Raw genomic sequence first — 12,726 nt, forward strand, 5'->3', positions numbered from 1 at the left:
GCGCCCGCCCGGCTCCGGCGCCGTCAGTCCGTTTGCGTCGGCCCGTTCGAGTCGATCCTGTAGCGGGAGACGGGGCCGTGGGGCGATTGCGGGGTTCTGATCTGCATCGTCGTGTACCGCCCGCCGACCAGACCCGTGAGAGTCACGGTGGCCGGGTAGTGGACCTCGCTGCCATTCGCGCAGCTGGGGCGGCAGATTACCATCCACTCCTGCCCGCTGGCGTGGGCGGTGGACAGACCCCAGTCCGACCAGGTCAGGCCCCTGAGCATGCCTTTCCCGTCTCCGCAGTGGAGCAGGACCGATTCGGGTTCCTCCAGGTAGTCCCCGAAGCAGCTCACGATCGAGGCGGGCCGCGTGCTCGACCGTGTGGTGACCGTCGTCGGCGCCTGCTCCGAGGGCTCCGGTGCGGCTGAGGGCTCGGGCGCGGGCGGGGTCGGCTCCACGGTCGGCGTGGGGGGCGCCTCGGTGGTGGGGTCGGGGGTCGGCTGCGCGGACCCCGGAGCGGTCGGGTCTCCGGTCGGCTGTCTGGACGCCGTGACGGTCGCCTCGGGGTCGGCGACGGTGCCGGTGCCGCCGTCGCGGCCGGGCACCAGGGCGAGCACGGTCGCGGCGATCGCGAGGCCGGCGGCGATGCCCGCGCCGACGGCGAAGCCGCGCCGGGCCGAAGCGGGCGGGGACCCTGGGTACGGCGGTGCGGGCTTGTCGAGGACCGGCGCCACGGACTCCGGGACGGCAGGCCGTTTCCTCAGCTCGACCCGGAGCCGCTCGATCTCGGCCTGCTGCTCCGCGATCAACTCGTGAATCTCCTGCGGCCAGGGACGCGGCGAGGGCGCCAGGCTCCCGAGGGACTCTCGCAGTTGGGCCGCGCTCGGCCGGGCGGCGGGGTCCTTGGCGAGGCAGCGGGCCACGATCGGGCGGATCTTCGCCGGCAGCCCGCTGAGGTCGGGTTCGGTGTGCACGACGTTGTACAGGGTCTGCGGCAGGGAGGGCCCGGTGAACGGGCACGCGCCGGTGCACGCCATGACCAGCACCGTCCCGAGGGAGAAGATGTCGCTGGCCGAGTCGAGCGGCGCGCCCTGGGCCTGCTCCGGGGACATGAACCCGGGTGAGCCGACCAGCCAGCCCGTGGTCGTCAGCTCGCTGCCCTCCTCGCTGTCGGCGGCTCGGGCGATGCCGAAGTCGATCACGCGGGGCCCGTCGTCGGCGAGGAGCACGTTGGACGGTTTCAGGTCCCGGTGCACCAGGCCGACCCGGTGGATGTCGCTCAGGGCCGAGGCCAGTCCCGCGGTCATGCGCAGTACCGACTCCTCGGGGAGCGCCCCGACGGTCGCCACGGCGTGCTGGAGCGACGGTCCGGGGACGAACTCCGAAGTCAGCCATGGTTCGGGGGCATCGGCGTCCGCGTCGATGATCGCGGACGTATACGCTCCGGAGACCTTGCGGGAGGCTTCCACCTCCCGGCGGAACCGGGCCCGGAACCCGTCGTCTTCGACGAACTGCGAGCGCACCTGCTTCAGCGCGACCAACCGGCCGTCCGGGGCGCTGCTCAGCAGGACTCGGCCCATCCCACCCCGGCCAAGTTCCGCGATGGTCCGGTACTTGCCGACCGCCCCCGGGTCGGCGCCTTCTAACTGTTTCATCCTGTCCCCCTACAGCGGACGATCCGTCAGGACCGAGTCTCCGCGCCCGACTGGCCCCGGACAAGACGATCGGGCCTCCTGCACGGATCGCCCGCCACGGAGTTCGGGGTTCACCCAACGGGCCTGCCCCGCATACCGGATACTCCCGCCGGGCGGAAAGGTTGGGCCACAAGCGTTTCCGCAGCGCGCCCGTCTTCCGCCGGTCGACCGGCGACGGACCGGTGTCGGCGCCCCCTTTTTTTCGCCCGGATGTGAGAGCCGTCCACGCACGCCCTCGACCAGTCGAGCCGGCCGGACGCGTTCAGCTCGGCGAGCAGGATCCGGTGCAGCTGGTCGAAGAACCCTGCCTGCTGCCACCGCTCCAGGCGCCGCCAGCAGGTCTGCCCCGAGCCGAACCCCAGCTCAGGCGGCAGGAGCTGCCAGGCGATGTCGTTGCAGAGCACGTACAGGATGCCCTGCAGACACAATCGGTCGGCCACCGGCCGCGGCCCTGGCGACCTCGTCGGCCAGGGCGGCAGCAGCGGCTCGATCAGTGCCCACACGTCGTCGTCCACGATCCACGGCCGAGTACTCACACCACCACGAACGGCCGAATCATCACACCGGTCACGGCTGACCAGAACATCTCATCAAGATCCTGTTACCAGCTCTTACGCCCGGAAACGGTTGGTGTTCGGTGCGGGAGGGCGGCGATATTTTCCGCCACTGGACGGAGGTAACTGTGGGCTGCTCGCTTCGTGATGCAGCCAGGCCGCAGTCGACTTGAACGATGTGGTCGAGATACGAGGCCGTACCAAGTGCGTCTACAGACTGCACTCGAACGTGTCCAAGCCCGCTACCTAAAACGCCATCTTTTTGGCGAGTCTGCGGTAGCAGATGAGGGTCCAGGCAATGCTGGTCGGTCTCGGGAGCAGCGATCCAACGGGAGCCGAACAGGTGCACAGTCACCGGACCTCCTGCACGGCGTTCGCCCCTCCTCGAGATGGCCCATTTGGCGACTTGAGTCGATCACTCGGGAAGTACGCCGTTCGCGTGCATGCCGAGCCCGATCCACAGGTTCTGAGCGTGGCTCCCGCTCCGGACGTGGTTGAGTCGCCGGTATGACTAAGAGTGACGCTGCGGCTCTGTTCGGCAACCGTTTCCTGACTGCGCCCGCTCCTTCGGAGAAATTTCCCGAGGAGGGCATGACCGCCACGGACGCCATGAGGCTCGTGGATGTGGATCTCGCCATGGAGGGCGACCCCCAGCGCAACCTGGCCACGTTCGTCACCACCTGGATGGAGCCGGAGGCCCAGCGGCTGATCGCCGAGAACCTCCACCGCAATTTCATCGACCACGCGGAGTACCCCATCTCCGCCGAGATCGAGCAGCGCTGCGTGCGCATGCTCGCCGACCTGTTCCATGCGCCGGGCACGACGACCGGATGTCGGACCCAGGGCTCGTCCGAGGCGATCATGCTCGGCGCGCTGTCGCTGAAGTGGAAGTGGCGGGAGCGCCGCCAGGCGGCGAAATTGTCGGTCGACCGGCCCAACCTGGTCTTCGGCGGCGACGTCCACGTCGTGTGGGAGAAGTTCTGCCGCTATTTCGACGTCGAGCCGCGGATCGTGCCGCTTGCCGAGGGCAAGTACACGATCGGCCCGGAGGACGTGGAGCCCCACCTCGACGAGAACACGATCGGCGTCGTCGCCGTCCTCGGCACCACGTTCACCGGCCACAAGGACGATGTCGTCGGGATCGACGAGCTCCTGCGGGACGTTCGCAAAAAGCGGGACCTCGATATCCCGATCCATGTCGACGGCGCCAGCGGCGGCTTCGTGTGGCCCTTCCTCTACCCGGATTCGAAATGGGACTTCCGGCTCGAGCAGGTCCGTTCGATCAACGTCTCGGGACACAAATACGGCCTGGTCTACCCCGGCATCGGCTGGCTGGTCTTCCGCGAGGAGTCCGATCTGGCCGAGAACCTCGTCTTCTACGAGAACTACCTGGGCAAGACCGACGCGACGTTCACGCTGAACTTCTCCACCGGTGCGTCGATGGTGCTCGCGCAGTACTACAACTTCGTGCGGCTGGGTCGCCAGGGCTACACCTACGTCATGGAGACAATGCAGGAGAACGCCCGCGCGTTGGCGGACAACCTGCGGAGCAACGGCCGCTTCGAAGTGATCGGGAGCGATCTCGAGCAGCTGCCGCTGGTCGCTTTCCGTCTCGCAGGCAAGCACGCCTACGACGAGTCCGACATCGCCTGGCAGCTCTCGGCCGAGCGGGGCTGGATGGTGCCGGCGTACACGCTCCCGCCCAACGCGGAGCGGGTGAAGATCCTGCGCGCCCTGGTCAAGGAGACCCTGAGCCGCGAGCAGATCGACCGCCTGAGCCAGGACATCGCCGATGCGTGTCGCACGTTGGACGACAAGGGTGCGGCCCACGGGATCGAGCGGGCCCAGGTCCACCGCGGAACCGGCTACTGACGCCCGCAACCGGCCACCCCCAGGGATGGCTCAGCGCCCGTCCTCCTCGTCGAGCGCCTTGTCGAGGGTGATGGCGGCCATGATCAGGGACAGGTGGGTGAACGCCTGAGGGAAGTTGCCCAGTTGCTCCCCGCTCGGACCGACTTCCTCGGCGAACAGCCCGACGTGGTTGGCGTAGGTCTGCATCTTCTCGAAGGTGTAGCGGGCCTGGGACAGCCGTCCCGCCCGGGCCAGCGCGTCGACGTAGAGGAAGGTGCACAGACTGAAGGTGCCCTCCGAGCCACGCAGCCCGTCCGGCGATGCCGCCGGGTCGTAGCGGTAGACGAGGCTGTCGGAGACGAGCTTGCGGTCCATCGCGTCGAGCGTGGAGAGCCATGCCCCGGCCCGTGGAGCGACGAACTGAACCCTGGGCATCAGCAGCAGCGAGGCGTCCAGGACATCGCTGTCGTATTGCTGTACGAACGCACGCTCCTTCTCGCTCCAGCCACGCTTCATGACTTGGGTGAATACGGCGTCCCTCGCTTTGCGCCATCGCTCGACATCGGCAGGTCTGCGGAGGTACTCGGCCAGCTGTAGCCCGTGGTCGAAGGCGACCCACGCCATCACCCGGCTGTAGGTGAAGTCCTGGCGGCCGCCGCGGGTCTCCCAGATACCCTCGTCCGGCCGGTCCCAGGCGTCGGCGAACCAGTCAAGCGTCCTGCAGAGCGCCTCCCAGCCCTCGAAGCTGGCCTGCTGGGCGATCTCGCGCCCCTGGGACACTGCGTAGAGAGCCTCCCCGTAGATGTCCAGCTGGAGCTGGTCGGCGGCGCCGTTGCCGATGCGGACGGGGAACGAGCCGCGGTAGCCCTCGAAGTGAGCGAGTGTTTCCTCAGGCAAGTCGGGATCGCCATCGATCCGGTACATCGTCTGGAGCGGCTCACCCTCCTTGCCGGCTCGTTCCTGCAGCCTGTCCACCAGCCAGTGGACGAAGGCGGTGGCCTCCTCGACGAAGCCGAGGTCCAGCATGGCCCGCACGGACAGCGAGCCGTCGCGGACCCAGGTGAACCGGTAGTCCCAGTTGCGCTCTCCGCCGACCTGCTCGGGCAGCCCCATGGTGGCCGCGGCGATGAGGGCGCCGGTGGGGGCGTAGGTGAGGAGCTTGAGGGTGATGGCCGAGCGGTGCACCAGCTCGGGCCACCGTCCCCGGTAGCGGGACTGGCGCAGCCATTGCTGCCAGAACCGGCTGACTTCCCCGAGACGTTCGGTGAACCCGTCGACCGTGGGCGGCGGGGGTACCTCGCCGCCGGACGCACACACGGTGAATACGGCCCCGCCTGATTCACCGGCTTTCAGCGTCACCTTTGCGCGTACGTCCTGGCCATCCCGCTCCAGCGGGAAGGTGGACTGCAGGTGCCCGTCGATCCCAGGGGCCCGGAAGAGGGCTCCGTTCTCGCCGAGCTCGAGTTGGTGCTCGGCCCGGCCGTAGTCGAAGCGCGGTCTGCACTCGAGCGTGAAGTCGACCGTCCCGCGCACGGCGCGGATCACACGGATCAGGGTGTGCCGGTCGGTGGGGGTGCGCGTCCGGTCCGGGGGCATGAAGTCGACTACCTCGCCCACTCCGTCCGGTGACATGAACCGGGTAACCAAGATGGCGGTGTCGGGGTAGTAGAGCTGTTTGCAAGTTCCATCAGGGTGCTCAGGGGCCAGCCGCATGTATCCGCCGCCGTCGTGGTCGAGCAGGGCCGCGAAAATGCTGGGTGAATCGAACCTGGGAGCTGCGAACCAGTCGACGACACCCTGAGACGAGACGAGCGCGGCGGTCTGCAGATCGCCGACCAAGCCGTGCTCGGCGATAGGAGGGTAGCGGTCCATTGCGACTCCGGGTCTCGGGAAAGCCCCCCTTTGTCTACTATCGGCGACCCCTGCCGTCCCTGCCATGTCGATGGAGCCCAGTACTGCTGCCGTAGGCCACGGACGACCACCCGCGGGCCGCCACCCGTACGGCGCCGCCGGCGCGCGCCTCAGCCAGCGCCATGGACACGGGTCCGATGCCGACTGGCCGCACGAGCCGAACGTCCCCCTCGGCTTGCTGTGCTTCTCTCTGTGACCTTCGATCGCCTGACCGGCGCCTCAGTCTCCGGAGCCAGTCGACTCCTCGCTGGCAGCGGACTCGGAGTCCTGGGCGTAGTAGCGGCGGAGGAGCTCCTGTTCGGCGTCCCGGTGCGGGAACATGAAGAAGACCAGCAGCGCACCCAGCGCGATCGCGAGCAGGCCGGCGGCGTATGCCCAGTTGTCGCCGTCGAGGAACGCCTGGCGGGCGGTCGCGACGATCTGGTCGGCGTACTTGGGGTACTGCTGGGCGGTCTGCTCGGCGGAGGCGAACGACTTCGTCAGCTCGCCCTGGACCTGCTCCGATACGTGCTTGCTCTCGGAGGACGCGGCGATCGCCGAGCTGAACGCCGAGGCGTAGCCGGCGGTGAGCAGTGCGCCCATGACGGACTGCATGATGGCCCCGCCGAGGTCCCGTTGCAGGTCCGCCGTGCCCGAGGCCATGCCTGCCCGCCGCACGGGCACCGACCCGGTCAGCGAGTGCGATGCGGGCGTCCCGGCGAAGCCGACCCCGATGCCGGAGAACACGTAGGCAAGGCCGATCTGCCAGTAACTGCTGTCCTCGCCCCAGAACAGCAGCATCCAGCCGAAGGCGAGGAAGAGGAACACATAACCGATCAGCAGGGTCGTGCGGGCGCCGCGCGTCTCGACCAGCTTTGCGGACCGCGGTGCCACGAACACCATTGCCACGACGACGGGGAGGATGGCGGCGCCGGCTTCGACGGAGTCGTACTCGAGCACGTTCTGCAGGTACTGCTGGCTGATGAACGCCGACCCCGTCAGGGAGCCGAACACGATGATTCCTGCGCATGCGGCGACCCAGAACGTTCGCCGGCCGGCGATGTGGAGGTCGTACAGCGGGTTGGGAGCCCGGCGCTGACGCCAGAAGAACGCTGCTCCGGCAGCGAGGGCGAGCACGGCGAGGCCGACGACCAGTGCCCCCTGGTCGGGTACGGCGGCGAAGTTGATCGCCAGAACGAGTCCCGCGATCATGAGGACGGACAGGATGCCGCCGAGGTTGTCCACCGGTTCGGTCGACTCGTTGGCGTGCGCGGGGACGAACATCAACGCCATGATCAGCGCGACCACGGCGAGGGGCAGGGTGACCAGGAACACCGACCCCCAGTAGAAGTGTTCGAGCAGCGCGCCCGCGATCACCGGCCCGAGCATGGAGATGCCTCCGCCGAGGGCCGACCACAGTGCGATCGACTTCGTCCGCGCCGGCCCCGCCCACAGGGCGGTGATCAGCGCCAGGGTGGTCGGGTAGGCCATGCCGGCCGAGAGTCCCCCGATGATCCGGGCCACCACGAGGACGGTGTCATTGGGCGCGTACGCGGCGAGCAGGCAGGCGGGGACGGAGAGGGCGACGCCGAGGAGCAGCAGCAACTTGCGCCCGTGACGGTCGCCGACCGCACCCAGATAGAGCACCGATGCGGCCAGGCCGAGGGAGTACCCCACGGCGATCAGGTTCAGTGTGGTCTGGGACGAGTCGAAGGCCTTCCCGATCGCGGGCAGGGCCACGTTGGCCACCGACAGGTTCAGGTTGGCCACCGCCGCAACGATGATCAGGGACGCCAGGACGAGCGGCGCGCGCGCCGGTGCCTCGTGCGGCACCTCGGTTCGAGGCGCGTCACTTCTCGACATGGAAACCTCCGGGCCGATGTTTCGTTTTCGTGAAAGTCTTGCTTGATCCGCTTCGCTGCACATCGCCCCATTGGGATGACATCGCCAGGCGCCAGCAAGCACGGCAGAGTAGGGCTGACGGGTTGTGTCGGAGGTGTGTTGCGAACGCCATCGCCGAGTCGGTCGAGGCCGGTGGCGCCGGACGGGCCCTCCGCGATGCTCACGCCAAGGGCTACGGGCTGGTCCGAGGGGAAGTGGAGATCCTGGACGGGCTTCCCCCCGAGTACGCCCAGGGCATCTACGCGACTCCGGGAACCCACGATGCGCTCATCCGCTCTTCCAACGGCTCGGCCCACGCCGGAGCAGACGCGCGACTGGGCAACGCCACCGGACTGGCCCTGAAGATCTTCGGCATCCCCGGGCCGACCCTGCTGGAAGACGAACCGGACACGGGCACGTTCGACTACGCCAACATCAACGCACCGATCTTCTTCGGCAAGACTGTCGAGCGCTACGTGGTCCTCCAGGATTTGTTCCTGAACTCGTCGGCCTATTTCTCCCAGGGCCGAGCCGGCGCGCATCGTTTCTACACCGAGTTCGTGACCGGAAAGGGAACCCTCGACCAGGACGACTGGGCGTGGGATGAGTTCCTGGCCTTTCTGAGCCTGGCCAAGATCCCTCTGGTCAACGTATTGCTGTCGAGCTACTGGACGATGGGCGCGGTCAGGCACGGGGACTACATCGCCAAGGTGCGCATCACTCCCGACCCGGAATGCGCAGCTGCGGTGGTCCGGCGCGCCATCGACCCGACTTCCGCAGCGGAGGTCTTCCGACCGGCTCTGCAAGCCGAGCTGCAGGAGCGGCCCTACGCCTTCGACATCCAGATTCAGCTCTGCACCGATCTGGAGCGGATGCCGGTGGAGGACCCCACTGTGGAGTGGCCCGAGCAGCTCTCGCCGTCCGTCACCGTGGCCAGGCTGCGGCTGCCGCAGCAGGACATCTCCGGCCCGGAAAACCTGGAGAAGATGGACTCACTGTCCTTCACCCCTTGGCGGGTCACCGCAGAGCACGCGCCCCTGGGCAACATCATGCGGGCCCGCAAGGAGGTCTACCGGCACTCCTCCATCGCGCGCCACAAGCTCAACCAGCAGCCGCGCACAGAGCCCCGCAGCGCCGACGAGGTGCTTGGCGCTTGACCCGGTCCACCTCCGGTCAGACAGATCCGGATCACGGAAACAACCGCTCCGGCCCAAGCGGCGCAGGTGACCAGGAGTTCGCGGCGCCCTTGCGAGTGGCTCTCCGTGAGCCGGTTTCAGGGCGCTCTCTTCAGGCCATCGATGTGTGTCACTTGACCGTCTATGGCAGGCCGCCGACGGGGTCGGTCAGTGCGGTCGCCTCGGCCTCGGTCTCGCGGGTCACGGGGATCTCGGGGGTGCGGAACCGGTCGAGGAGGGCGAGGGCGGGACTGAAAGTCCGGTATGTGCCCCGTCTGCGGCGCCGGTGCAGTCCGCGACCAGCAGGCCCAGAGGCGCTGATCCCACGCTGCCCTCGAAGCAGAGGGCTCCAGGAACACGCCACTCCAGCGGCGTGATGGTGCATCAGAGAAGTCAGCAATCGGTCAGCACGAGTCCTGAAAGACCTGCGGAAAGCTGACCGAACATGCGAATCGTTGTAGGCTCCGGAGACCGCCCTTGACCTGCGTGAAGCAGGCAGGGAGCTGACATATCGGGAGTATTCGCATGCTTCGCACCATGTTCAAGTCCAAGATCCATCGGGCCACCGTCACGCAGGCCGATCTGCACTATGTCGGATCCGTGACCGTCGACGCCGATCTGCTGGACGCCGCGGATCTGCTGCCCGGGGAGTTGGTCCACATCGTGGACATCACCAACGGGGCGCGCCTGGAGACCTACGTCATCGAGGGGGAGCGCGGGTCCGGGGTCATCGGGATCAACGGTGCCGCCGCTCATCTGGTGCACCCCGGGGACCTGGTCATCCTCATCAGTTACGCGCAGGTCGAGGACGCCGAGGCCCGCGTGTTCCAGCCCCACGTCGTGCATGTCGACGCGGACAATCGCATCATCGAGCTGGGCGCGGATCCCTCCGCCCCGGTGCCCGGTACGGATCAGGAGCGCAGCCCGCACGCCGTGGCTGTCTGAGGGGAGTCGGGGACCATGGTCGAGGTCAAGGACGAGCGGAAGGCCGGACGGCTGCTGGCCTTCGAGGGCGGGGCGGTGGTGGGGTTCATCGCCTACTTCGTACTCGCCGAGGCCCCGCACGCTCTGGTGGCGGTGCACACCGTCGTCGAGCCGGGCCACGAGGGCCGGGGCATCGCCGGGGAGCTGGTGAAGACCCTCTACGGGATCGCCGCCGCCGAGGGCGTGCCCGTGGTTCCGCTCTGCCCGTACGCGGCGAGCTGGGCGGCCAAACACCCCGACCAGGCGCCGGAGCCGGCCCCCGAGGTCGTGTCGGCGGCCAAGGTCCAGCTCGATGCCGACGCCGACCTCTGGTGACGGATCTGCTCCTGCTGCACACCTCGCCCGCGCACGTCCCGGTCTTCGACGCGCTGCGGGACCGGAGCCACCCGGGAGCCGTACTGCGGCACCGGGTGGTTCCGGAGCTGCTCGACCGGGCCCGTGCCGAAGGGCCGCAGGCGGTGGCTCCGGATCTCGCCCGCCTGCTCGCCGAGGCCGGGCCGGTGCCCGTGCTGGTCACCTGCTCGACGATCGGGGCGACCGCGGAATCCCTCGCTCCGGCGCTCGGCTCCCCGGTGCTGCGCGTGGACCGGCCGATGGCGGCCGCCGCGGTGCGCACCGGCGCGCGGATCGTCGTACTGGCCACCGTGGAGTCGACCTTCGCGCCCACCTGTGAACTGCTGGCCGAGGAGGCCGGGGAGCGGCCGGTCTCGATCCGTACGCAGCTGGTCGCCGGAGCCTGGGAGCGCTTCGCCGCGGGGGACGACGCCGGCTCCCTCGCCCGGGTGGCCGAGGCCGCCGACGCCGTAATCGACGCCGACGTCATCGTGCTGGCCCAGGCCTCCATGGCAGGCGCCGCGGATCTCGTCACGACCCGGATCCTGGTGCTGTCCAGCCCGGCTCCCGGCCTGGCGGCGGGCCTGCGGCTGGCGGGGGCCTCGTAGGCAGCCTGCCGGGGCGGAATCCCCAGGGCTGATCCCGGGGCCTCGTACGGGCTTTCCGGGGGCGATTGCGGGAAAATGGGACCCATGGTGCGAAAACTCGAAGAGACGCAGCCACCGGTGCCGGAGCCCGAGCCGACCCCCGACCCCGCGCCCTTCCCGGACCCCGAGCCGATCCCGCGCCCGGTGCCACCCGTGCCCGGCCCCTTCCCGGAGCCGGACCCGGTGCCTCCGCCGCCAGGGCCCGCGCCGGTACCGCAGCCCGGGCCCTGGAGCTGAGCGGCCTCAGCCCGTCTGGACCTCGGTGCGGTCGCCGCTCCAGAGGGTGTGGAACGAGCCCGCTCGGTCGGTGCGCCGGTAGGTGTGCGCCCCGAAGAAGTCGCGCTGCCCCTGGGTGAGGGCCGCGGGAAGCCGCTCCGCGCGCAGCGCGTCGTAGTACGCCAGCGAAGCCGCGAAGGCGGGCACCGGGATGCCCTGGCGCACCGCCGCCACCAGCACGGACCGCCAGCCCTCCTGTGCCGCCCCGATCTCCTCGGCGAAACGCGCGTCCGCCAGTAGGCTCGGCAGCTCGGGCTGCGCGTCGTACGCGGCCCGGATCCGGTCCAGGAACGCGGCCCGGATGATGCAGCCGCCGCGCCACAGCGAGGCCACGGCGCTCAGGTCCACGCCCCAGCCGTACTCCTGGCTGCCCGCCTGGATCTGGTGGAAGCCCTGGGTGTACGAGACGATCTTCGAGGCGTACAGGGCCTCCTCCACCTGTGCGGCGAATTCCTCCGCAGCTTCCGGGGACAGCGCGGCGGCCGTCGGGCCCGCGAGCCCCCGTGCGGCCGTACGCAGGTCCGCGTGGCCGGAGACCGCCCGGGCGAAGACCGCCTCCGCGATCCCCGACACCGGCACGCCCAGGTCCAGGGCGATCTGCACGGTCCAGCGGCCGGTGCCCTTCTGCTCGGCGGCGTCGGCCACGACGTCCACGAACGGGCGGCCCGTCGCGGCGTCCGTGTGGGCGAGCACCTCGGCCGTGATCTCGATCAGGTACGAGTCGAGGCGCCCCTGGTTCCAGGTCCGGAAGGTCTCCGCGATCTTCGCGGGGGAGTAGCCGGCGACCTCGCGCAGCAGGTGGTACGCCTCGGCGATGAGCTGCATGTCGGCGTACTCGATGCCGTTGTGCACCATCTTGACGAAGTGTCCGGCGCCGTCGGGGCCCATGTGTGAGGTGCACGGCGTCCCGTCGGCGGCCTTCGCGGCGATCTTCTCCAGCAGCGGGCCGAGGGACGCGTACGACTCCTTCGAGCCGCCGGGCATGATGCTCGGCCCGAGCAGCGCACCCTCCTCACCGCCCGAGATGCCCACGCCCACGAAGTGGATGCCCTGTTCGCGCAGTTCCCTCTCGCGGCGCCGGGTGTCCTCGAAGTGCGCGTTGCCGCCGTCGATGATGACGTCGCCCTCCTCCAGGAGCGGCGCGAACTCGCGGATCACGGCGTCGGTCGGCTCCCCGGCCTTCACCATGATGACGAGGCGTCGGGGACGCTCCAGCGCGTCGACGAACTCCTTCGCGGACTCGGCTGCCACGAAGCGGCCCTCGTGGCCGAACTCCTTCACGAGAGCGGTGGTCTTCGAGGCGGTGCGGTTGTGCACGGCGACGGTGAAGCCGTTGCGGGCGAAGTTCCGGGCGAGGTTGCTGCCCATGACCGCGAGCCCGGTGACGCCGATCTGGGCTGTGCTGGTGCTCATCGTTGCGCTCCTGCGTGCTTCGGTGTGCGGGGAATGCCGACGC

The 12,726-nt window shown here is 69.2% G+C and carries 10 protein-coding genes; 5 read left to right on the top strand and 5 right to left on the bottom strand.

Annotation, left to right across the window (positions count from 1 at the left end):
• Positions 1–23: 23 nt before the first annotated feature.
• Positions 24–1,640, bottom strand: coding sequence for a protein kinase domain-containing protein (locus OG737_RS27880; protein ID WP_405677349.1), 1,617 nt, complete (start codon positions 1,638–1,640; stop codon positions 24–26).
• 110 nt (positions 1,641–1,750) lie between these two features.
• Positions 1,751–2,194, bottom strand: a complete 444-nt coding sequence (locus OG737_RS27885) for a transposase (RefSeq protein ID WP_405922117.1) — start codon at positions 2,192–2,194, stop codon at positions 1,751–1,753.
• A 546-nt stretch (positions 2,195–2,740) separates the two neighbouring features.
• Here OG737_RS27885 and OG737_RS27890 point away from each other — a divergent pair.
• Positions 2,741–4,105: a glutamate decarboxylase gene (locus OG737_RS27890; RefSeq protein WP_405677345.1), complete on the top strand. Its 1,365-nt coding sequence runs from the start codon at positions 2,741–2,743 to the stop codon at positions 4,103–4,105.
• Positions 4,106–4,135: 30 nt separating this feature from the next.
• Here OG737_RS27890 and OG737_RS27895 read toward each other — a convergent pair whose 3' ends face one another.
• Together OG737_RS27895 and OG737_RS27900 are read right to left on the bottom strand one after the other, a co-directional pair.
• A complete protein-coding gene (locus OG737_RS27895; RefSeq protein ID WP_405677341.1) occupies positions 4,136–5,956 on the bottom strand; it encodes a glycoside hydrolase family 15 protein in 1,821 nt (606 codons plus the stop codon).
• Between the two features lie 258 nt (positions 5,957–6,214).
• On the bottom strand, positions 6,215–7,837 hold the full coding sequence (locus OG737_RS27900; RefSeq protein ID WP_405677339.1) for an MFS transporter: 1,623 nt from the start codon (positions 7,835–7,837) through the stop codon (positions 6,215–6,217).
• Positions 7,838–8,070: 233 nt separating this feature from the next.
• On the opposite strand from OG737_RS27900, the gene OG737_RS27905 reads away from it, so the two are divergent.
• The 4 genes from OG737_RS27905 (at position 8,071) to OG737_RS27920 (ending at position 10,955) form a co-directional block, all read left to right on the top strand.
• Positions 8,071–9,012: a catalase family protein gene (locus tag OG737_RS27905; RefSeq protein WP_328928972.1), complete on the top strand. Its 942-nt coding sequence runs from the start codon at positions 8,071–8,073 to the stop codon at positions 9,010–9,012.
• Between the two features lie 543 nt (positions 9,013–9,555).
• On the top strand, positions 9,556–9,975 hold the full coding sequence (gene panD / locus OG737_RS27910) for an aspartate 1-decarboxylase (RefSeq protein WP_328928973.1): 420 nt from the start codon (positions 9,556–9,558) through the stop codon (positions 9,973–9,975).
• Positions 9,976–9,990: 15 nt separating this feature from the next.
• Positions 9,991–10,329 carry a GNAT family N-acetyltransferase gene (locus OG737_RS27915; RefSeq protein WP_328928974.1) on the top strand — a complete coding sequence of 113 codons (339 nt, stop codon included), beginning with the start codon at positions 9,991–9,993 and terminating at the stop codon, positions 10,327–10,329.
• On the top strand, positions 10,323–10,955 hold the full coding sequence (locus OG737_RS27920; protein WP_405681311.1) for an aspartate/glutamate racemase family protein: 633 nt from the start codon (positions 10,323–10,325) through the stop codon (positions 10,953–10,955). Before OG737_RS27915 ends, OG737_RS27920 begins: the two co-directional genes overlap by 7 nt.
• Before the next feature lie 282 nt (positions 10,956–11,237).
• Here OG737_RS27920 and gndA read toward each other — a convergent pair whose 3' ends face one another.
• Positions 11,238–12,683 carry an NADP-dependent phosphogluconate dehydrogenase gene (gene gndA / locus OG737_RS27925; protein WP_328928975.1) on the bottom strand — a complete coding sequence of 482 codons (1,446 nt, stop codon included), beginning with the start codon at positions 12,681–12,683 and terminating at the stop codon, positions 11,238–11,240.
• Positions 12,684–12,726: the final 43 nt, after the last annotated feature.

The sequence above is a fragment of the Streptomyces sp. NBC_00122 genome (genome assembly GCF_045160845.1).
Classification (GTDB): domain Bacteria; phylum Actinomycetota; class Actinomycetes; order Streptomycetales; family Streptomycetaceae; genus Streptomyces.